Annotated in this window: 16 protein-coding genes and 1 pseudogene; 10 read left to right on the forward strand and 7 right to left on the reverse strand. The window is 64.8% G+C overall.

The annotated features are described in order from the left end of the window. The first annotated feature begins 17 nt into the window (after positions 1 to 17). The 4 genes from DRF71_RS21560 to DRF71_RS21575 all read left to right on the forward strand — a co-directional run bounded on the left by DRF71_RS21560 (position 18) and on the right by DRF71_RS21575 (position 5754). The gene (locus DRF71_RS21560; RefSeq protein ID WP_112312569.1) at positions 18 to 1205 is read left to right on the forward strand and encodes an alpha-hydroxy acid oxidase; all 1188 of its coding nucleotides are present in this window, start codon (positions 18 to 20) and stop codon (positions 1203 to 1205) included. A 71-nt stretch (positions 1206 to 1276) separates the two neighbouring features. Next, a complete protein-coding gene (locus DRF71_RS21565; RefSeq protein ID WP_112312570.1) occupies positions 1277 to 2674 on the forward strand; it encodes an aspartate aminotransferase family protein in 1398 nt (465 codons plus the stop codon). A gap of 1 nt (position 2675) precedes the next feature. Then, positions 2676 to 4064: a glutamine synthetase family protein gene (locus DRF71_RS21570; RefSeq protein ID WP_112312571.1), complete on the forward strand. Its 1389-nt coding sequence runs from the start codon at positions 2676 to 2678 to the stop codon at positions 4062 to 4064. A gap of 913 nt (positions 4065 to 4977) precedes the next feature. Continuing rightward, a complete protein-coding gene (locus DRF71_RS21575) occupies positions 4978 to 5754 on the forward strand; it encodes a 2-dehydro-3-deoxygalactonokinase (RefSeq protein ID WP_157971235.1) in 777 nt (258 codons plus the stop codon). On the opposite strand, the gene DRF71_RS21580 is transcribed toward DRF71_RS21575, so the two are convergent. After that, entirely contained in the window at positions 5751 to 7361 is a 1611-nt protein-coding gene (locus DRF71_RS21580; protein WP_112312573.1) for an alpha-amylase family glycosyl hydrolase, read from the reverse strand. The genes DRF71_RS21575 and DRF71_RS21580 overlap by 4 nt on opposite strands. Before the next feature lie 54 nt (positions 7362 to 7415). Then, on the reverse strand, positions 7416 to 7904 hold the full coding sequence (locus DRF71_RS29110; RefSeq protein ID WP_112312574.1) for a hypothetical protein: 489 nt from the start codon (positions 7902 to 7904) through the stop codon (positions 7416 to 7418). Positions 7905 to 8178: 274 nt separating this feature from the next. Here DRF71_RS29110 and DRF71_RS21590 point away from each other — a divergent pair, with 274 nt between their 5' ends. Beyond that, entirely contained in the window at positions 8179 to 9441 is a 1263-nt protein-coding gene (locus DRF71_RS21590) for an MFS transporter (RefSeq protein ID WP_112312575.1), read from the forward strand. Between the two features lie 471 nt (positions 9442 to 9912). Here DRF71_RS21590 and DRF71_RS29540 read toward each other — a convergent pair. After that, a pseudogene (locus DRF71_RS29540) lies at positions 9913 to 10015 on the reverse strand (IS5/IS1182 family transposase); the annotation flags it as partial. Between the two features lie 744 nt (positions 10016 to 10759). On the opposite strand from DRF71_RS29540, the gene DRF71_RS21600 reads away from it, so the two are divergent. Next, entirely contained in the window at positions 10760 to 11782 is a 1023-nt protein-coding gene (locus DRF71_RS21600; RefSeq protein WP_112312576.1) for an aspartate-semialdehyde dehydrogenase, read from the forward strand. A 75-nt stretch (positions 11783 to 11857) separates the two neighbouring features. Here DRF71_RS21600 and DRF71_RS21605 read toward each other — a convergent pair whose 3' ends face one another. Together DRF71_RS21605 and DRF71_RS21610 are read right to left on the reverse strand one after the other, a co-directional pair. Continuing rightward, the gene (locus tag DRF71_RS21605; protein WP_112312577.1) at positions 11858 to 12139 is read right to left on the reverse strand and encodes a YiaA/YiaB family inner membrane protein; all 282 of its coding nucleotides are present in this window, start codon (positions 12137 to 12139) and stop codon (positions 11858 to 11860) included. A 44-nt stretch (positions 12140 to 12183) separates the two neighbouring features. Then, a complete protein-coding gene (locus tag DRF71_RS21610; RefSeq protein ID WP_112312578.1) occupies positions 12184 to 12861 on the reverse strand; it encodes a PspA/IM30 family protein in 678 nt (225 codons plus the stop codon). 106 nt (positions 12862 to 12967) lie between these two features. Between DRF71_RS21610 and DRF71_RS21615 the strand changes: the two genes are divergently transcribed. Together DRF71_RS21615 and DRF71_RS21620 are read left to right on the forward strand one after the other, a co-directional pair. After that, a complete protein-coding gene (locus tag DRF71_RS21615; RefSeq protein WP_112312579.1) occupies positions 12968 to 13564 on the forward strand; it encodes a TetR/AcrR family transcriptional regulator in 597 nt (198 codons plus the stop codon). Between the two features lie 124 nt (positions 13565 to 13688). Continuing rightward, positions 13689 to 15338: a DUF4139 domain-containing protein gene (locus DRF71_RS21620; RefSeq protein ID WP_157971236.1), complete on the forward strand. Its 1650-nt coding sequence runs from the start codon at positions 13689 to 13691 to the stop codon at positions 15336 to 15338. Here DRF71_RS21620 and mnmD read toward each other — a convergent pair whose 3' ends face one another. Continuing rightward, positions 15339 to 16022, reverse strand: a complete 684-nt coding sequence (gene mnmD / locus DRF71_RS21625) for a tRNA (5-methylaminomethyl-2-thiouridine)(34)-methyltransferase MnmD (protein WP_112312581.1) — start codon at positions 16020 to 16022, stop codon at positions 15339 to 15341. Positions 16023 to 16079: 57 nt separating this feature from the next. Here mnmD and DRF71_RS21630 point away from each other — a divergent pair, with 57 nt between their 5' ends. Next, entirely contained in the window at positions 16080 to 17123 is a 1044-nt protein-coding gene (locus DRF71_RS21630; protein WP_112312582.1) for an NAD(P)/FAD-dependent oxidoreductase, read from the forward strand. Between the two features lie 978 nt (positions 17124 to 18101). Here DRF71_RS21630 and DRF71_RS21635 read toward each other — a convergent pair. Then, positions 18102 to 19544, reverse strand: coding sequence for an aldehyde dehydrogenase family protein (locus DRF71_RS21635; protein WP_112312583.1), 1443 nt, complete (start codon positions 19542 to 19544; stop codon positions 18102 to 18104). A 322-nt stretch (positions 19545 to 19866) separates the two neighbouring features. Between DRF71_RS21635 and DRF71_RS21640 the strand changes: the two genes are divergently transcribed. After that, positions 19867 to 20523 (forward strand): peroxiredoxin, encoded by a 657-nt coding sequence (locus tag DRF71_RS21640; RefSeq protein ID WP_112312584.1) that lies wholly within the window; start codon positions 19867 to 19869, stop codon positions 20521 to 20523. The last annotated feature ends 85 nt before the right edge of the window (positions 20524 to 20608 follow it).

Here is a 20608-nt window from a genome sequence, read left to right on the forward strand (position 1 = left end):
TGCAAAGGAGCCGAGGCATGACGGTCATCACCTGTATCGAGGATCTGAAGCGCCTGCATCGCGCGAGGGTGCCGCGCATGTTCTGGGATTACTGCGAAAGCGGCAGCTATACCGAGCAGACCTTCCGCGACAATTCCGCCGATTTCGGGCTGATCCGCCTGCGCCAGCGGGTGGCCCGCGACCTCTCGGACCGCCGTGTCGCGGGCAGGATGATCGGGCAGAGCGTGGCGATGCCGCTGGCGATCTCGCCCACCGGCTCGGCGGGGATGCAATGGGCGGATGGCGAGATTCTGGGCGCGCGGGCGGCGCAGCGCTTTGGGGTGCCCTTCACGCTGTCGACCATGTCGATCTGCTCGATCGAGGACCTGGTGGAGGCGGGTGTCGGGCCATTCTGGTTCCAGCTTTACGTCATGCGGGACGAGGATTTCGTTGATCGCATCATCGGGCGGGCAAAGGCGGCGGGCTGCCCCGCGCTGGTGGTGACGCTGGATCTCCAGGTGATCGGGCAGCGGCACAAGGACCTGAAAAACGGGCTTACCGCACCGCCGCGTCTGACCTTGCCGAATATGCTCAACATGATGACGCATCCCGCCTGGTGCCTTGCCATGCTGCGCACCAGGCGGCGCACCTTCCGCAACATCATGGGCCATGTTAAGGGCGTGACCGATCTGGCCAGCCTCAACGCCTGGACATGGGAGCAGTTCGAGCCGCGTCTCGACTGGTCGATGGTGCGCCGGATCCGTGACCAGTGGCAGGGGAAATTCGTGCTGAAAGGCATCCTCGACACCGATGATGCGCGGATGGCGCTGGATGTCGGCGCCGATGCGATTGTGGTCTCGAACCATGGCGGACGGCAGCTGGACGGCGCGCTTTCGACCATCCGGATGCTGCCCCGGATCGTCGAAGCGGTGGGGGATCGCTGTGAGGTCTGGCTCGATTCCGGCATCCGCTCGGGGCAGGATCTGCTGAAGGCGCTGGCTCTGGGCGCCAAAGGCGGCATGATCGGGCGGCCCTGGCTTTACGGTCTGGGCGCCATGGGTGAGGCGGGCGTGACAAGGGCGCTGGAGGTGATCCGCGACGAGCTGGACATCACCATGGCTTTGTGCGGCGAGCGCGACGTGGCGGATCTGGGGCGCCACAACCTGCTGGTGCCACGAGGGTTTGAAGGTGATTTCGGGGGTGATTTCGGGGATGCCCCGGCCTGACGCCTCGCGGGGCTCTTGCTTTTTGATCAAATTATGCATGATAACGGCACCAGATCACAGAGGGCGCCAGCATGCCAAAGACCAAAGCCGATGCAGGACAGATTGCCGGGGTCGATACCGGGCGTTTGCAGCGCTTTGCCTCACACGAGGCGAAGGTCTATGCGAAGGCACATCCGAAATCCAGGGCCCGGATGGCTGAGGCGGCAAAGCACTACCTCTCCGGCGTGCCGATGCATTGGATGACCGACTGGCCCATGCCGCATCTGGCGGTGATCGCCAAAGCGCGGGGCGCGCGGATCACCGATATTGACGGGCATGAGATCGACGATTTCTGTCTGGGCGATACCGGCTCGATGTTCGGCCATTCCCCTGCCCCGGTGGCGCGCGCGATCCGTGAGCAGGCGGCGCGGGGGCTGACCTATATGCTGCCTTCGGAGGCGGTGGCCGAGGCGGGGCGGCTCTTGTCGGACCGCTTTGGCGAGATGCAATGGCAGATTGCCACCACCGCGACCGATGCCAACCGTTTCGCGATCAAAATCGCCCGCGCGGTGACCGGGCGGCCGAAAATCCTTGTCTTCAACGGCTGTTACCATGGCACGGTCGATGATGTCATGGTCGAGCTGGTCAATGGCGTCACGCAAAACCGCCAGGGGCTGATGGGGCAATTTGCTGATCTGACCACTGGCGCCGTCGCGGTCGAGTTCAATGATCTGGCGGCGGTCGAGGCGGCGCTGGCGAAAGGCGATATCGCCGCCATCCTGACCGAGCCGGTGATGACCAATTCCTGCATGGTGCTGCCCGATCCCGGTTTCCATGACGGGCTGCGCCGGCTGGCGACACGGTTTGACGCGCTTTTGATGATCGACGAGACCCATACGCTGTCTTCGGGCCCTGGCGGCTATACCGGAGTGCATGGCCTGTCACCGGATATGTTCATTGTCGGCAAATGCGTCGCGGGCGGGATGCCCATGGCGGTCTGGGGCATGACGGACAGCATCGCGAAACGCTACGCGGGCGCGAATGCCGCACGTGCGCCCGGTCATTCCGGCATGGGAACGACGCTTTCGGCCAATCCGATGCAATTTGCCTGCCTGGTGGCGAACCTTTCGGATGTGATGACTGCCAAAGCCTATGGACGTATGGAAAAGGGCGCGACCCGGCTGGCAAAGGGCCTGTCGAAAGCGATCCGCAAGGCGCGCGCCCCCTGGCATGTCGCCCGTGTCGGCGCGCGGGTGGAGTTCATCTGCGCCCCCGAGCCGCTGAAGAACGGCACCGAGGCCGGCATGGCGCATCACCATAAAGTCGAGGCTGCGGTGCATCTGGGGCTTTTGAACCGGGGCAGCCTGATCGCGCCCTTCCACAATATGATGCTGGTCAGCCCGGTGACGACGAAGAAGCAGATCGACCGCCTGATCACCCATTTCGCCGCCGTGCTGGCCGAGCTTTTCCCTGCCGTGAAAGACCATTGAGATGACCGAGACCAGCCCTTCCGGATCGACCCTGGCCGAGGCCGGGGCCTTCCTCGCCGCCCATCCCGAAATCGAGGCTTTCGACATCATCCTGCATGATGCGAACGGGATCGGGCGCGGCAAGATCATCCGCCGGCATGAGCTGGAGGGATTGTATAAATCCGGTCGCCATTTGCCGATCTCGATCCTTGGCCTCGATATCTGCGGCGAGGATGTGCATGAGACCGGGCTGATCTGGGATCAGGGCGATGGCGATCTGCGCGCCTGGCCGATTCCGGGCACGCTGGTGCCACTGCATGGCACCAATCCGCCGCGCGGAGAGGTCTTCATGTCGATGTATACGCTCGACGGCGCGGCCATGACCTCGGACCCGCGCCATGCGCTGGCGCGCCAGGTCGAGGCTTTCGCGGCGGATGGATTGTTCCCGGCCGGCGCTTTCGAGCTGGAATTCTTCCTGCTCGACAATGAGCGCGACCAATATGGCAAGATGCAGCCCGCCCGCGATGTGCTGGACGGTCGCGCTTCGCGGAAGACCGAGGTCTATTCGGTCGACCACCTCCACGGCATGCTGCCTTTGTTTTCCGATATTTATGCAGGTGCGAAGGCGGCAGGGATCAATGCCGAAACCATGATCTCGGAATATGCACCGGGGCAATATGAGCTGACGCTGCATTACCGCGAGAATGTGCTGCAGGCCGCCGATGATGTGGTGCGGCTGAAGCGGATCGTGCGCGCTCAGGCCCGAGCGCATGGCGTGACGGCGTGTTTCATGGCCAAGCCGAATGAGAATTACGCCGGATCGGGGATGCATTTCCACGTCTCGATGCAGGACACGGTGGGCAAGAACATCTTCCGCGAAGAGGTCGAGGGCCAGTGGAATGAGGCGATCCTGCACGCGCTTGGCGGGCTGAAAGAGACCATGGCGGAATCGATGCTGGTCTTCGCGCCCCATGCAAATTCCTGGCGCCGCTTCGCCTCGCAATCCTATGCGCCGGTCTCGCCGACCTGGGGGGTGAACAACCGTTCGGTCGCGCTCAGGATCCCGGCAGGTGACATCCGGGCGCGGCGGATCGAGCACCGGCCCTCGGGCGTCGATGCCAGCCCCTATCTGGTCGGCGCCACCGTGCTGGCGGGGATCCGCCACGGAATGCAAAACCGCATCGACCCGGGCCCGGAAACCACCGGCAATGGCTATGAGGATGAGGGCGGGAGTGCGATCCCCTCGGACTGGAAATCTGCGATTGATGCCGCGAAACGCTCGGATTTCCTGAAAGAGGCGCTCGGGGAAGAGATGCACCGCACCTTTACCGCGATCAAGGCGGCAGAATATGGCCGGGTGATGCGGACCGTCTCCGAGGTCGATTTCGATCTCTATCTGCATACGGTGTGAGGGACGCGACCGGGCATGGGGGCGCTGCCCCCGTCCCGTTCCGGGACTCCCCCGGGATATTTGGGGACAGATGAAAGGGGCGGGCTTGTCTTGCAGTGGCCGGCCGGAGCTGTGACGGCCAAAGCGGCACGGCATGGTGCAACGGCAGAAAATTGGGCGGGGAATGAGCGCTCGCCAGGCAGAGAGCGGCCTTGGAATCCATCTGCCGGAAGTGCCTGTCAGGCCGCCCGCCCCCCCGCGCGACCGGAGGTCCTGAGGGGAGGAGGTCTGGACGGCGCCATGTGAGCAGGCCCGCGTTTCTCTGCCCCCTTCGCGTCTTATCCTGTGCTGGCGTTTGAAGCCGGCGTGCGACGGCATCCCGTTCCTCGCATCCCTGCGCCTGGGGTTCTCGCATGCCTGCGCCTGGGGTTGCACAACATCCCGCTGTCATCAAATACGTCTTGCCTTGCTTTTTCGCGGGTCCGGCAGGGTCTGCGCCAGATCCGTTCGTGCCAGACCCGCTCGTGCCTGAGCAGCGTGAGGATCGGGCAGGTGAGCGCCATGGGTTCGGAGAACCTGCGAGGCGCGGCGGCGGCTGTGTCGGAACCCCGAGCCGTTATGAAATCGCGCCCACAGGATAACCCCGCCCGGTGACCTGTGCGACTGCATCGCATTTGAAGGCGTCCACGAAGCAGGGGGATATTCGGGGATCTGCCCCTTTCGAACCGCAGCCTTTCCGGCAAGACCCGCGGCAGGCATCGGACCATGCTCTCCGCCGCGTCGCGCATCGGGGCTGTTGCCGTGAAATGGATGGCACCCTGTACGGCAGGCCGGCATGGCCACCTTGCCTCTTTGACTTTAGAGCAGAAACTGACCGGGCGGGCCTGATTCTGCCGACGGCAATCTGTGCGGCAGTCGCGAAAGGAGCGCATCGGTGAGAACGGGTTGGGTCATTGCGGCGCCTTTGGATGCGGGCTGGGCGTTCACCACCGTTTCGGCCTCGGGGGAGACCGCCTTTCACGAGGGCGCCGATCCCGATCTGGCGAGCGGCCTGCTTGAGGGGGGCGCGCGGATCGGGCTGGTTCTGGGCCATGAAGAGGCGCCGCTGGCCGCCCTGCCCTGCGATCCGATCAGAACCCTTGCGGGTATTGCGGCAGATGGCGCCTGGCGCATCCTGCCGCGATTCTCGCAGACCAGCCCTCTGATGCTGAGCGGCGGTGAAGAGCTGATCCTCGCCGGCGCCATGGCGATTGCTCCGAAATTCGACGGCACAATTCTGGTTCGTCAGGCCGGGCGGGCGCTCTGGGCGCAGGTCAGCGCCGGTGAGGTGGTGAGCATTCTGGGCAGTGTCACGCCGGCGCTGCGGGCCGGGCTGGCGCCGGGTGCGGTCAGCAATGCCGCGCGGGTGGCGGAGGCCGCTTCGGAAACGCTGTCGCGTCCCGAGCGGCTGAGCGCTTTGCTTGCATCGCTGTCGGCGCAAAGGCGGCTGGCGGCGATGGACCATGCGGGTGAGGCCGATCTGGTGGCGGGATGGCTGCTTGGGGCAGAGCTGGCCTCGGCCAAAGCCTGGTGGCTTGGCCAGCCGGTGCTGCTGATCGCGGACGAGGCGGATGGCGCCGGTTCCGTGCTGGCGGCGCAGGGGCTGAGCCTGCACCCACTGACACCCGGCGCCGCGCTGCTTGCAGGGCTGAAGACGGTGGCGCCGCTTTAGCCTGAGGACGGCCTGCCCCCGGTGATCCGCAGGAACCCATAGCCATTGCCGTCAAGCCGCAGGCTGGCCTCTGACAGGCCAAAGCCCTGGGCCGGGCCGGTCTGGCGGCCTTCGCCGTCAAAGCGCAGGCTGACCGGTTCCTTGCCGAGGTTGAAGAGGCACAGAAGATCACCGCGCAGGAAGGCCAGCACCGGATCGGGCGCGGGCAGGAATTCTGTCTTGCCCTGGCGCAGCCCCGCCTCGGCCCGACGGAAGGCCAGCATGGCGCGGTAGCTTTCCAGCACGGACCCCTGGGCGCCCTCTTGCGAGGCGACATTGCGCGCCAGCTGCGGCGGCTTGACCGGCAGCCAGGGCGTGCCGGTGGTAAAGCCGCCATTCGCGCTGCCATCCCAGACCATCGGCGTGCGGGTATTGTCGCGCCCGACCGGCGCCGGCCAGAAGGCGATGCCCTGGGGATCGGTCAGTTCCTCAAAGGCGAGGCTCGTATCGGTCTGGCCAAGTTCCTCGCCCTCCCACAGGCAGATCGAGCCTTCAAAGGACAAAAGCAGCGCGCCGCAGAGTTTCGCGAGACTGTCCTGATCGACCGCATAAGGCAGCCAGCGCGTCACCTGGCGCGGCACGTCGTGATTGGCGAAAGCCCACATCGGCCAGCCCTGCGGCGCGCCGTTGAAGAAGCCCTCGATCCGGTCGCGGAAAAAGCCGGGGGTGAATTTGCGCCCGAACATCTCGAAACTGTAGCACTGATGCAACCGGCCCGGCGCGGTATACTCGCCCATCAGCCGGATCGCGTGATGGGTATCGCCGACCTCGCCAACGCTTGCGGCCCCATAGTCGTCCAGCAGCGCCCGCACGCGCGTGAGCCAGGCCAGGTTCTCCGGCCGGTTCTTGTCGAACATATGGTCCTGCATGTCATAGGGATTGTCGGGCGGTTCCTCGGGGTCGCGCCAGTCAGCCGGATTGTTGCGCAGTTTCCGGTCGTGGAAATAGTAGTTTACGGTATCAAACCGGAAGCCATCAACGCCGCGATCCAGCCAGAAGCGCAGGGTGGCAAGCGCCCAGTCCTGGACCTCGGGGTTGTGGTAGTTGAAATCGGGCTGCGAGCTTAAGAAATTGTGCATGTAGAACTGGCGGCGGCGGCCATCCCAGGTCCAGCCCGGGCCGCCAAAGACCGAAAGCCAGTTGGTCGGCGGCGTACCGTCATGGGACGGATCGACCCAGACATACCAGTCTGCCCGCGGATTGTCGCGCGAGGCGCGGCTTTCGGAAAAGAACGGATGCTGGTCAGAGGAGTGGCTGATCACCTGGTCGATGATCACCTTCAGCCCCAGCCCATGCGCCGTGGCGATCAGTGTGTCGAAATCGGCAAGCGTACCGAAAACCGGGTCGATATCGACATAGTCCGACACGTCGTAACCCATGTCTTTCATCGGGCTTTTGAACACCGGCGAAAGCCAGACCGCATCCACCCCCAGCCCGGCCAGATAGGGGAGCCGCGAAGTGATACCGGGCAGATCCCCGATGCCGTCATCGTTTGAGTCCTGGAAACTGCGCGGATAGACCTGATAAGTCACCGCACCTTTCCACCAGTCTCCTGCCTTTGCCGTCACGCGCGCCCCCTGATTGATGTCCCATTCATTGATATCACAGCATCCCGCAGCGTTTCAGCCCGAAGGTGACGCGCCCCCCATGCCCCGCATCACCGCGCGGATATAGGGGCGACAGAACCGGCGGACGGGCGCGGTCACGGTCCGGAAGACGGGGATCAGAGCGGCCAGGAGGAACCCGGCGGTGCAGGTCACAGGCAAAGCGCCCGCCCGCATGACCCCGCTCCCGCGCCCCCCCGACAGCGGGGCCAGCGCGAAGGGTGATGCTCTGGGGTCCGGGGCGCCGGACGATAACCCCGCCCGCCAAAGCCGGCGAGGCGCCGGCAGCGGCACCGCGCCCGCAAAGCGCAGCACCAGCCCCCCAGGCCGACAGAGCCAGCGCCCGGCCAGAAGATCGAGGAGCCCCGGCGCCAGCCGCGAGATCCCCGCCAGCGGCAGCAAGGCCATCACGGTCCGCAACAGCCCGTCCGCCAGAGCGGCAAGCAAAAAGGCCAGCGCCTCCCGCAGCCCCTCTTGCGCCGCAAGCGCCAGGATCACCACCGCCACCAGGCCCCGCCACCAGCACCTCCACACAAATCATACCGGCGATCCCAGCTGTCGCCAGTTGCGCCAGGTCGGCATCGCGCCCGGATCCATGCCTGCCTCCCGTTCGCGCTCATATTCGCGCCTGGATTTGCGCCGGGGGCAAGGGGCTGGCCGCGCAGCCCCCTGCCCTGCCAGCGGCAGGCGCGGTCAGAGCCCGCTTGTATGCATCACAATTCAGCATTTGACGCCACCAGACCCCGGGCGCAGGGTGCCGCCAAGCGCACAGGAAACACCCATGCAACAGAATTCCGCCCCCCAAAGCACGACCCGGGCACCGCTGATGACTCCGGTTCTGATTGCCGGTTCCTTCATCCTGATGATCGGTTTCGCGATCCGAGCCTCTTTCGGCGTGTTCCAGATCCCGGTGGCCGAGGAATTCCTCTGGGCCCGCAGCGAATTCAGCCTCGCCATCGCGATCCAGAATCTTGCCTGGGGGATCGGGCAGCCGCTGTTCGGCGCCCTGGCCGAGAAATTCGGCGACCGCAGGGCGATCATCGGGGGCGCCCTTCTTTATGCGCTTGGCCTTGTGCTGACGGCGATGTCCACCCAGCCCTGGCAACATCAGATGCTGGCGGTAATCGTCGGCTTCGGGATTGCCGGCACCGGGTTCGGGGTGATCCTTGCGATTGTCGGCCGGGCGGCGGCGCCAGAGCACCGCTCGATGGCTTTGGGGATCGGCACGGCGGCGGGGTCGGCGGGCCAGGTCTTCGGGGCACCCGCGGCCGAGTTCCTGATGCTATATTACTCGTGGCAATGGGTCTTCGTGATCTTTGCCGTGGTGATTCTGTTGACGCTTTTCGCGCTGCCCTTCATCCGGTCAGAGCATGTGGCCTCGAAAGCCGAGCTGGAGGAGAGCCTCGGCCAGGTGCTGAACCGCGCCTTCCGCGACCCCTCTTACACGCTGATATTCCTTGGCTTCTTCTCCTGCGGCTATCAGCTGGCCTTCATCACCGCGCATTTCCCGGCTTTCGTAACCGAGCTTTGCGGGCCGATCGACCCTTCGGGGATGCTCTCGATGATCGGAATCACCACGACATCGGCACTTGGCGCGGTGTCGATTGCGGTGATCGGGTTCTTCAACATCATTGGCACGATCTTTGCCGGCTGGCTGGGTAAGCGCTATACGAAGAAATACCTGCTGGCGGGCATCTATGTGCTGCGCACCATCGCGGCGGCGGCCTTCATCATGCTGCCCATCACGCCGACCTCGGTGCTGGTCTTCTCGGCGGTGATGGGGTCCTTGTGGCTGGCCACGGTGCCGCTCACCTCGGGCCTTGTCGCGCATATCTGGGGGCTGCGCTACATGGGCACGCTTTACGGCTTTGTCTTCCTGTCGCATCAGATCGGAGGCTTCCTCGGTGTCTGGCTGGGCGGCAGGATGTATGACCTGCACGGCGATTACACGCTGGTCTGGTGGATCGGTGTCGGCGTCGGCGCGTTTTCCGCCCTGGTGCATCTGCCGATCCGCGAGCGGCAATCGCTGCCGCAAACCGCCTGAGCCCGGCGCTTTGCCCCGGCCCGGCGGAGGGGTAAGCCCCCTCGCGGCTGCGCCGCGCTCCCCCGGGACAATTAGGGCCAGGTCTCGTTCCCGGCTCATGGCCGGAAGAGGACGGTTGCGGCGCGCGCTCTGGCGGACAGAAAGCCCCTGGGGCATCTGTCGTAGCGGGTTGCACCGTATGAGGAGGATCGGCAAATGATCCGAGGGTATCAGATGCCCTGAGATTGTGCTTTCCCGACGCCTGGCCACTCGTCGCGCCTGCCGGACATGATCCCGATGCGGTTGCGGCGTTTGTTGGGGCGCCTGTCTTGCCTGATGGGGTTTCCATGTGATTTACGGCCAGAAATACAGGGCCTTAAACCCCTTTTCAGGGCATCTCTGAGTCGGCCAGCATCATAGCCCCCAGGCGCCGGGCAGCCATTCCGCCTTCGGTAAACTGCCGGGGCGGCCGCGTCACCCGCGTCGTCACTGCGCCTCTCCTGCCGTCCTGAAAAGGCGGATCGGGCGGTTATCGGCATCCGAGACGGCGTGTTGTCTGGTAACGAGGCCCCCCTCTGGTTCGGCCGATCACGCCCGCTGGTCTTCGCCCCCCCCTTTTGAATGCAGCCCCGAGGCCCTGCGATGCGCTCTGAGGTCCAGGCGCAGGCGCATCCGAACCCATGGCCTTCGCCTGCTCACAGCGGTCATCGCCGTTTCGGGCTCGCCTCGGACGCGAGCCCCCACATCATCCGGGCGGACACCCTTCCCATCCCAGGCAGGTTCGAGCCAATGGTGCTTTGCCTGTGATACTCCACAGCCTCCAGCGGCTGCAGGGGGTCTTTAAGGGGCCTGCTCCCTCGGGGCATCCGCCCACATCATAATATTGTTATTGCTAATGATTATTCCGATCAGCACGGGTGATCAGCGACTCGAGGCTTGCCATGGATCGTGGGAAAGCAGGGAGAGAGCCGCGTCATCCGGGTCATCGGGAAAAGAGCCCCCGGACTGTTTTCTGACCCTCCTCCATCCGTCAGCCAGAGCAGGATGCTTATCAGCAGGGTCTCATCAGACCCGCTGAAACAGGTCAGACAAGTGCAATCCGTGGCTCCTGACCCTGGAGACTGATAAAAGAAATCAGGCATTTCATCTGTCCCTTAAATATCCCCGCCGGAGGCTTCCACGGCAAAACACAGGCGGCGGGCTCTGTCAGCAGGGCTATGTCCTTCTCCAAACGCGCTTTACCACCAGGCCGCGATCAGATAAGGGGCTGCGTCCCCGGATGATCCGGGGACAGGCTTTCCCTGAGCGATGATCAGGGCTGGGTAACAGGAGAACCCCGATGGGCTATAAGGTCGTCGTCGCGGGTGCCACGGGCAACGTGGGCCGCGAAATGCTGAACATCCTCGCTGAACGCGAGTTCCCGGTTGATGAGATTGCCGTTCTGGCATCCCGGAAATCGCTGGGCACTGAAGTCAGCTTTGGCGACAAGACCCTGAAGACCAAGGATCTCGACACTTTCGATTTCACCGGCTGGGATATGGCGCTGTTTGCCGTCGGCTCCGAGGCCACCAAAACCTACGCCCCGAAAGCGGCGGCGGCGGGCTGCGTGGTGATCGACAACTCGTCCTTGTATCGCTACGATCCCGATATCCCGCTGATCGTGCCGGAAGTGAATGCCGACGCCATCATGGGTTATGCGAAGAAGAACATCATCGCGAACCCGAATTGCTCGACCGCGCAGATGGTTGTCGCACTCAAGCCCCTGCATGACCGCGCGAAAATCAAGCGCGTGATCGTCTCGACCTATCAGTCGGTCTCGGGCGCCGGCAAAGAGGGCATGGATGAGCTGTGGGAGCAGACCAAGGCGGTCTACAACCCGGTCCATGAAGTGCCGCCCAGGAAATTCTCGAAGCAGATCGCCTTCAACGTGATCCCGCATATCGACGTCTTCCTCGATGACGGCTCTACCAAGGAAGAGTGGAAGATGGTCGCCGAGACCAAGAAGATCCTCGATCCGAAAATCAAGCTGAACGCCACCTGCGTGCGGGTGCCGGTCTTTGTCGGCCATTCGGAAGCGATCAATATCGAATTCGAGGAGCCGCTCGACTGGCAGGAGGCCCAGGACATCCTGCGCGAGGCCCCCGGCATCATGCTGGTCGATAAGCGCGAGCCAGGCGGCTATGTCACCCCGATTGAATCGGTCGGCGAATATGCGACCTATATCAGCCGCGTGCGTCAGGACCCGACCGTCGATAATGGCATCACGCTGTGGTGTGTCTCGGACAACCTGCGTAAGGGCGCGGCGCTCAACGCGGTGCAGATCGCCGAGACGCTGGGCAACCGGGTGCTGAAAAAGGGCTGACCCCAACTGCCTGAAACGAAAACGGAAACGGCGCGGCAGATCCCTCTGCCGCGCCGCTTTCATTCCGGCATTCGGTCAGGCGCGCACGCCGCCTGAGACTTCGGCCAGCAGGCGCTCGGTCCGGGCTTCTTCCAGCTTGTTATAGACGCGCTCGGATTCTTCCTTGTCGCGCAGCGCCTTGGTCACGCCGACGGTGGAGCTGACCAGCATCAGCGCGGCCATGGCGTAAAAGCCCTTGGCGGCGAAACTGGCCTCCATGAAGTAGATGCCGCCGGCCATCATCGCGGATGCCACCACGAAATTGACATAGCTGAACATGTTGAAGGCTTGCGAGGTGCGGATCGGTTGGTCGGTCATGGCGAATACTCTCTGTTGAATAGGGGTTACAGGGAAATTTCAGGTCAGTGCTGGCGCGATCTCAGACGGGCCAGCACCGCCGCCGCATCGGTTTCCAGCGCCGGGCCGCAGCCGGCGGCGGCCATGCGGGCGCTGACGGCCTCGGCGCTCTGGCAGCTGGTCAGGGCGGAAAGCGAGGTCTCGCTGAACTCGGCCACCTGCTGGCGTTCCTGAAGCCGCGCCAGCGTCGCCTCGGCATCGTTCAGCGAAGAGGTCACACCGGTAGTCATCACGCCGCGCAGGCTCTGGCTTTTCGCCACCGCCGCCGCGATATGGCTGCCGCGATCCAGCTCACGCAAGCGGCGCTCGGCCTCGGCCAGGTGGTTTTGCAAGGTGGCGATCTCGGCCTGGTAAGAGTCGCGCGCGGCCTGCGTCGCGCGGCGCTCGGATTCGAGCCGGGCGATGGCGGCGGCGCCCTCGCCTGCCAGGTCCTCGCGGTCAATCGCCAGCGCGCCAAGGCAGCGGGTTTCCAGATCGGAAATCTGGCTGTCGATCCGCTGCAGGGTCTGCCTTTCACGGGCGGCATGCGCCATCACCAGCGCCAGCGAGCGCCGTGCCGATTGCACACCCGCCGCGCTGTCGCGGATCTGCTGGCGCAGGATGGAAAGCGCATTCGCATCCCTGACGCCCTGGGTCAGATCATGGCTGCGGCTCCGGCTCAGGGTAATCAGGGTCTTGAACATCTGTCTCTCCGTGATATGAACGTTGTTCAAGAACACAGATAAGCACGGGCATGAACGTTGTTCAAGAATAAAATGAACAACGTTCACAGAAAAAACGGGGCGCGATTTGACAGAGAGCCGTGAGACCCGCAAGGCAGAGCTGCGCGAGCGGCTGATCGAGGTGACCTCCGGCCAGATCGGCGCAAAGGGGCTGTTGCACCTGAAGGCGCGCGAGATCACCGCCGAGGCCGGCTGTGCGCTTGGCGCGCTATACACCGTCTTTGGCGACCTGGATGAGCTGGTTTTGCGGGTCAATGCGCGCACCCTCACCCGGCTGCGCCAGGCGCTTGAGCCGGTCGGCGCCGGAGAGGGGCCGGTGGCGCGGTTGCAGGCGCAGACCCGGGCCTATATCGCCTTTGCCTCGGATCATCCGAAACACTGGGCGGCGCTGTTCGAATTCCAGCTGGCGCCGGAAAAACCGCTGCCCGACTGGATGCGCGCGGAACAGGAGGCATTGATGGCGCTGATCGCCGCGCCCCTGTCGCAGGTCTTCCCCGCGCTTGGAGAGGCGGCACTGATGATCCGGGTGCGCACCTTTTTCGGCGCGGTGCAGGGCGCGGTGCAGCTGGCGCTCCAGGACCGGTTCATTGCCGTGCCACGGGCAAAGCTGGATGCGGAAATGTCGGATCTGGTGCTGGCACTTTGCCGGGGTTTTCCGGCCTGAACACCCCTGGCCGGTCTGCCGACGCAGCCCGCCCGCCAATCCCTGGGCCGGGTTTTCCATTCTTGCCGCCACCCGGGGCACCGCATTAGCTTCGGCCAGAGTTCATCCTTTCCGGAGCAGTTCCATGCGTGCCCTTCTTGCGGCCCTTCTGGCCACCACCGCCCTGCCCTCGCTGGGCCTGCCCGCCTTTGCCGATACGATCACGGCGACCAGCCAGATCACCTCGGTCACCGTCTATCCCCAGGGCGCAAAAGTCACCCGCGAGGTGCGTTTCGACAGCCCCTCGGCCGGCGCGCATGAATTGCTGATCGCCGATCTGCCGGCCGGCACCCAGGCCGGGCTGTTGCAACTGGCGGGGGCGGATGGGATCAGCACCGGCGCTTTCTCGCTGCGCGAAGACCGGCTGCCGCCGCGCTCCGACGATCTGACGCCCGAACAGCAAGCGGCAAAGGCCAATGTCGAGGCGGCCGAGTCTGCTATGCGCGCAGCCGTAGCCGCGGTCGAGACGGGCAATGCCCGGGTCCAGGCCGCCAATGCGCGGGCGGGTTATCTCGCCTCGATCAGCGGCCAGCCGCCCGAAGGCGCCACCGCCGAAACGCTGCGCGAAATCGCGAAGGTGATCGGCGATGAGACGCTTGCCGCCGCCGAAGAGGCCGCCGCCGCCCGCGCCGCTCTCTGGCCCGTGCAAAAGGCGCTGGAAGAGGCGCAAAAAGCCCTCGCCGAGGCCCAGGCCGCGCTGGCCGCGCTCCCCTCCCGCGATCAGGATTACACCACCCTCGCGGTCAGTTTCGAAACGGAAGCCGCCGGGCCGAAGACGATCACCGTCACCCATTATATCGACCAGGCCGGCTGGCGACCGGTTTACGATCTGTATCTGAGCCGCAAGGATGGCGCCGCCCTGACCATCGACCGCTCAGTTCTGGTCAGCCAGTTCAGCGGCGAGGACTGGAGCGGGGTCGCACTGACCCTCTCGTCCTCGCGCCCGTCTGAACAGGCGGCGCCCTCGGTGCTCTGGCCCTGGCAGCGCTGGATCGAAAAGGAGCAGCCGCCGGCAGTGGATATGGCAAGGGGCAGCGGCACAGCGGCGGAAATGGATATGCTGCCCTCCCCCACCACCGTGGCCGAAGCGGCGCCGATCAATGCCAATATGACCGTCGAGGGCGATACCGTGGTCTATCACTATCCGCGCAAGGTCGATGTGGCGGATGGGGTGGAAGACCTGCGCCTTGGCCTTGACCAGTTGCAGGCCGAACCCGAGATCATCGCCGTCGCGGTGCCGTCGCGTGACCGCAGCGCCTTTGTGATGGCGGAATTCACCAATACGACCGGCGAGCCCCTGCTGCCCGGCGAGGCGCTTTTGTACCGCGAAGGCGTGTTGGTCGGCGGCACGCAACTGGGGCTGATCGCCGCCGGGACCGAGGCCGAAATCGCCTTTGGCGCGCTGGATTCCATCGTGCTGAGCCGCGATATGCCGCAGCGCGATCAGGGGCAAAGCGGGGTCTTCACCACTTCGAACCAGTTGAACGAAACCGCGATCCTGCGCGTCGAGAATCGCGGCACGGATAGCTGGCCTTTGCGGGTGATCGACCAGATTCCCTATTCCGAACAGCAGGATCTGACGGTTAAGACCGCGATCACGCCCGCGCCGAGCCTGACCGATATCGACGGCCAGCGCGGCATTATCGGCTGGGAATTCGAGCTGGCGGCCGGCGGGAAAGAGGAAATCTCGCTGGGCTATACGCTCAGCTGGCCCGAGGGGATGGTCCTGCGCTGATCAGCGCAACACACCCGCAGACATATGCCGCTTGCCCGCGAAACCGGGCAGGCGGCTGACCTCGAACCCTGCCCCGGCCAGCGCACGGCGCACATGGCCGGCTGCGGTGTAAGTGGCGAATGTGCCGCCCTTCGCGGTGTGATGGGCGACCTCTGCCATCAGTGTCTCGCCCCACATTTCGGGGTTTTTCGCCGGCGAGAACCCGTCGAGAAACCAGGCATCCGCCCGCCCTTCCCAGGCCGGCAAAGTGTCGCGCACATCGCCATGGATGATCTCGACCGTGATGCCGGCCAGGGGGAACCGGGTCTCGCCCGCGCGGATGGCCGCCAGAAGCGGGGCAGAGATCGCATCAGCCTCGGGGAAATGCGCCAGCGCCCGCGCCATATCGGCGGGCTGCATCGGGAAGGCCTCGAATGTGGTGTAATGCAGGCTCCCCTCGCCCTGCCAGGCCAGCGCGAGGGTCAGAAGGTTCAGCCCGGTGCCAAAACCCAGCTCGGCAATCCGGAACCCGTCCTGCAGCCGCGCAGGCAGGTCATTGCCGCGCAGGAAGACATGGCGCGTCTCCTCCAGCCCGCCTTTCAGGCTGAAATAGGGGTCGTCAAAGCGGGTGGCGACAGGTATCGCATCGTCAAGCCAGCTGAGGCTGGCGGGTTCGGGTCTGTCGGTCTCGGGTGTGTCGGGCATGGTTGCGCACCTCTGCTCACCTGGCGGGTTGATGTCCCATGCGGCAGCGGAGACAGGATGGCAAGCGTCGATGTGACGGTCCGGGGCGCCGGGATCTTTGGGCTGAGTACGGCCTGGGCGCTCGTGAAGCGCGGGTTGCGGGTGCAGGTGATCGAGACGCGCAGGGTCGGGGCCGGCGCCTCGGGCGGGCTTGTCGGCGCATTGGCGCCACATGCGCCCGAGGTCTGGAATGCGATGAAGGCGCTGCAGCTCCGGAGCCTCCTGATGGCGGGCACCTGGTGGGACGAGGTGCATCAGGTTGGCGGGGTCGATCCGCTTTACCTGCGCGCGGGCCGGTTGCAGCCGGTCGCCGATGCGGCGGCGCTGGACCTTGCGCGGGCGCGCGAAACGGCGGCGCGGCAGGTGTGGCAGGGCGCGGCGGAATGGCTGGTTATCCCGGCCACGGGTGCGGACTGGGAGCCGGTCTCGCCCGCAGGCTGGCTGATCCGGGATACGCTGACGGCGCGGATTTCTCCTCGCCGGGCGCTCGCTTCGCTCGCGGCGGCGCTGCGCGCGAAAGGGGTCGGGATCATCATCGGCGAGGGTGAGGAACACGGGCTGGTGGTGCATGCCACGGGGTATGAGGGGCTGGCCACGCTTTCCGCCGCAATCGGGCGCAAGATCGGGGCCGGGGTGAAGGGCCAGGCCCTTTTGCTGCGCCATGATGCACAGGACGCGCCGCAGATCTACGCGCCTGGGCTGCATATCGTTGCGCATGGCGATGGAACGGTTGCCATCGGGTCCACCAGTGAAACCGTCTGGCAAGAGCCGGGCCCGGACGCGCAGGCGGAGGATCTGCTGGCCCGGGCACGCGCGCAACTGCCGGTGCTGGAACGCGCGGAAGTGCTGGAACGCTGGGCCGGGATCCGCCCGCGCGCGAAAAGCCGGGCGCCGATGATTGGCGCCTGGCCAGAGCGGCCCGGTCATTTCATCGCGAATGGCGGGTTCAAAACCGGCTTCGGCATGGCGCCGCTCTGCTCTGAGATGCTTGCCTCACACATGGTCGAAGGACGGGACGAAATCCCACCGACATTTCTGCCGGAAACCGTGCTGAAGGGGTAACCGCCCCTGCGCCGCCCCCCGAAGCTCACCCCATTGAGCCGCAACCTGCACCAAACGGGTTTCTCGAATGAAATCATATTTTCAGCGCCTTGATGGAAATTATTGCAGCGCGACGGGTCAGAGGACCGGCTCTCTCCCCCTATTGATCTTATGTTGCAGGCACAGGACCCGGAACCCGATGGATGCCCCGCTTGCTTTGCAGCCAATGTGATACAGGGACGGCTCTGCCGGATTGTTAAGAAGGCCAGGCGGATGAGCCGTTTGATCAGGGATGCGACCCTCGGGCGCTTCCACCAGGACTGCCACAACCTGTGGCGGACCACCTCGGCGACGGCAGGACTGCCTGCAGCTATGCGCGCCGTATGAAAAGCCTCACTGGCCCCACGCCCGTTGAATATATCTGCAAAATCCGGGCTTCAGATCCGGACAGCCTCCTCCGAAACCCGACCCACCAGGGCCGGGACCGCACAACCAGGACCCTGGGCCGAAAGGTCAGCCCCCGGGAGCAATGGCAGCAGCAAGACCCTTTCGCGGCGCCGGATCACCGGCCGGCTGGCCCGGGATCGGGGGGCATACCCGGGGGGCGCGTGGATCCTGCTGTTCCCTCCGCTTTTGCTCAGAACCCCTGGCTGCCGGACCCGGGCCAGAACCTGCATGAGGCGCTGTTGCGACAGCCCCCCGGTGCTGGCCTGTGCTGTACCCCCTGCCCGGTTCGGCTTTCGCACCGGTGAGATGCTGCGCGCGGCGGGCCGGCAAAACTGCTTCTGTCCCCCGGGCAGTACGCCCCCTCGCCTGATGACGGGCCAGCCACCGCGAAGATACCGCCCCTGAAGGCCGCCTGGCCGTTACGACAGCGCATAACTTATCGTCAGCCAGGACAAGCCTGTCCCTCAAGCCCTCGCCCCATGCAGGACAATGCCTTCCGGGGTGAGGCCGGGCCTTTTACGGCCTGGGAAGTCACTATAGGGGAGCCGCGTCTCAGGACCCGAAATCGTATCCGGAAATCGCCTTCGGCTCCAGGAATTCCTCAAGCCCCCAGATACCGCCTTCGCGGGCGCGGCCGGATTGTTTGACGCCGCCGAAGAACACGCCGGCGCCGCGCGACTTGCCGTTCATCTCGACCATGCCGGCGACCAGCGCGCGGCCAAGCCGGTTGGCACGGGTCTGATCTTCGGTCTGGACATAATTGGTCAGCCCGTAAGGCGTGTCATTGGCGATGGCGACCGCCTCTTCCTCGCTGTCAAACGGGATGATCGACAGGACCGGGCCGAAGATCTCCTCGCGCTCGATGGTCATGCCCGGCGTCACATCGGCAAAGACGGTCGGTCTGACATAGAAGCCGCGATTGAAGCCCTCGGGCAGGTCCGGGCCACCGGCGACGAGGCGGGCGCCCTCTTCGATCCCCTTGCGGATATAGGCCTGGATCTGATCCCATTGCCGTTTGTTCACCACCGGGCCGATATGGTTCCCGGGCTGATCCGCCGGCCCGACCGTGATCGCATTGGCGAGATCTGCGGCCTCGGCCACCACGCGGTCATAGACCGGCCGCTCGACCAGCAGGCGCGAGGGCGCATTGCAGCTTTGCCCGGTATTTTCCATCATCCTGGCCACCGACCAGCGCACCGCATCGGGCCGCGCATCGGCGAAAAGCAGGTTTGCCCCCTTGCCGCCAAGTTCCAGCGTCACCCGTTTCAGCGTCTCGGCGGCGGCCTTCGAGATCGCGCGCCCCGCCCGGGTCGAGCCGGTAAAGGAGATCATCTCGACATCGCTATGCGTGGAGAGCTGCGATCCCACCCCTGCCCCATCGCCATTCACCAGGTTGAAGACGCCGGCCGGAATTCCCGCCGCGTGGCAGAATTCGGCGAACATCATCGCATCAAGCGGCGCCTCTTCCGAGGGTTTCAGCACACAGGTGCAGCCCGCCAGCATCGCCGGAATTGCCTTCAGCGCGATCTGATTCACCGGCCAGTTCCAGGGCGTGATCAGCCCCACGACGCCAATCGGCTCCAGCGCGATAGCCGCGCCCGGCGCGTGATCGCCCAGCGGGCGGATCCATTCGATATGCTCGAAAGCGCGCAGGAAGTTGGTGGTATGCCAGGGCAGGCAGGGCGCCTGCTCGGCCAGCGCAAAGTCAATCGGCGCCCCCATCTCCATCGCGATCACTTCGGCGAATTCCTGCTTCCTCGCCTCGTACTGGTCGAGGATAGCCGCCACCAGCCGCGCGCGTTCCGCCGGAGGCGTCGCCCGCCAGGCCGGCAGCGCGACCTTTGCCGCCGCAACGGCGCGGTCGGTATCGGCCTGATCCCCCAGCGAAATCACCGCGCAGGGCTCTTCATTCGACGGGTTGATCACCTGATAATCACGGGCCTTCGCGGGCGCGACCCAGGCGCCATTGATGTAGAATTCGCGTTTGATAAGCATATCCGGCCTCGATTGCGGGTTTGACAGAGTGCAGGAGCCACGCTGGCAGCGGTGACTCGGGGCGGCTGACAGGATTTGATCAAAATTAACCTGTTCCCGGGCCAGGAAGCAAGCCTGTTCCCGCGCCGCGCGCGATATCCTCCGCCCGGCATCCAAAGGGAAATCCGCTGCGCGAGGCCCCTCCCCGACGCCAGAAACCTTCCTCTTCCTGCGATGATTTCAGGAAAGCCGTTCTAATTTGCCGCGATGTTCACCGGAGGGGGATGAAATATCCTCCCACAAGGCATAAATCTCGCTCAGGAAATTCCCGAGGAGTCCTTCCATGTCCGTGCGTATCAACGACATCGCCCCCGACTTCACCGCCGAGACCACCTCCGGCACCATCAAATTCCACGACTGGCTTGGCGACAGCTATGGCCTTCTGTTCAGCCATCCGCGCGATTTCACTCCGGTTTGCACCACCGAATTCGCCGCCGTGGCCCAGCTCGCCCCGGAATGGACAAAGCGCGGCATCAAGGTGATCGGCCTCTCGATCGACGGCAAAGCCGACCATGAGAAATGGAAGCGCGATATCGAGGCCTTCGGCGGCGCCCCGGCCGATTTCCCGATCATCGACGATACCAGCCTCGCGGTCTCCAAGGCCTATGACCTGCTGCCCGCCGATTACTACATCCCGACCGAGGGCCGCACCCCCGCCCATACCGCCACGGTGCGCGCGGTCTATTTCATCGGGCCGGACAAGAAAGTCCGCTTCACCATCTACTATCCGATGTCGGTGGGCCGCAACTTTGCCGAGATCCTGCGCGCCGTTGACGCCGTGCTGCTGACCGATGGCAAGCCGCTCGCCGCCCCGGCCAACTGGGAGCCCGGCCAGGACGTCATCGTGGCGCTCAGCCTCAATAACGAACAGGCGGAAGAAAAATACGGGCCGCTCGACATCCGCCTGCCCTATCTGCGCTTTGCGAAACAGCCGGGCTGAGGCACCAAAGCATAAACAACAAAGGGGAGGCACGCTGCCTCCCCTTTTCAATTTGATTTATTGATTGAACGATCTCGCGGAAAGC

Source organism: Pseudogemmobacter bohemicus (genome assembly GCF_003290025.1).
Lineage (GTDB): Bacteria > Pseudomonadota > Alphaproteobacteria > Rhodobacterales > Rhodobacteraceae > Pseudogemmobacter > Pseudogemmobacter bohemicus.

What these genes read in the sequence shown, in the direction of transcription:
- DRF71_RS21605 (WP_112312577.1), bottom strand. Translation starts at nt 12,139, where the DNA reads ATGACCGACCAACCGATCCGCACCTCGCAAGCCTTCAACATGTTCAGC.
- DRF71_RS21570 (WP_112312571.1), top strand. Translation starts at nt 2,676, where the DNA reads ATGACCGAGACCAGCCCTTCCGGATCGACCCTGGCCGAGGCCGGGGCC.
- DRF71_RS21600 (WP_112312576.1), top strand. Translation starts at nt 10,760, where the DNA reads ATGGGCTATAAGGTCGTCGTCGCGGGTGCCACGGGCAACGTGGGCCGC.
- DRF71_RS21620 (WP_157971236.1), top strand. Translation starts at nt 13,689, where the DNA reads ATGCGTGCCCTTCTTGCGGCCCTTCTGGCCACCACCGCCCTGCCCTCG.
- mnmD (WP_112312581.1), bottom strand. Translation starts at nt 16,022, where the DNA reads ATGCCCGACACACCCGAGACCGACAGACCCGAACCCGCCAGCCTCAGC.
- DRF71_RS21610 (WP_112312578.1), bottom strand. Translation starts at nt 12,861, where the DNA reads ATGTTCAAGACCCTGATTACCCTGAGCCGGAGCCGCAGCCATGATCTG.
- DRF71_RS21640 (WP_112312584.1), top strand. Translation starts at nt 19,867, where the DNA reads ATGTCCGTGCGTATCAACGACATCGCCCCCGACTTCACCGCCGAGACC.
- DRF71_RS21560 (WP_112312569.1), top strand. Translation starts at nt 18, where the DNA reads ATGACGGTCATCACCTGTATCGAGGATCTGAAGCGCCTGCATCGCGCG.
- DRF71_RS21635 (WP_112312583.1), bottom strand. Translation starts at nt 19,544, where the DNA reads ATGCTTATCAAACGCGAATTCTACATCAATGGCGCCTGGGTCGCGCCC.
- DRF71_RS21630 (WP_112312582.1), top strand. Translation starts at nt 16,080, where the DNA reads ATGGCAAGCGTCGATGTGACGGTCCGGGGCGCCGGGATCTTTGGGCTG.
- DRF71_RS21565 (WP_112312570.1), top strand. Translation starts at nt 1,277, where the DNA reads ATGCCAAAGACCAAAGCCGATGCAGGACAGATTGCCGGGGTCGATACC.
- DRF71_RS21590 (WP_112312575.1), top strand. Translation starts at nt 8,179, where the DNA reads ATGCAACAGAATTCCGCCCCCCAAAGCACGACCCGGGCACCGCTGATG.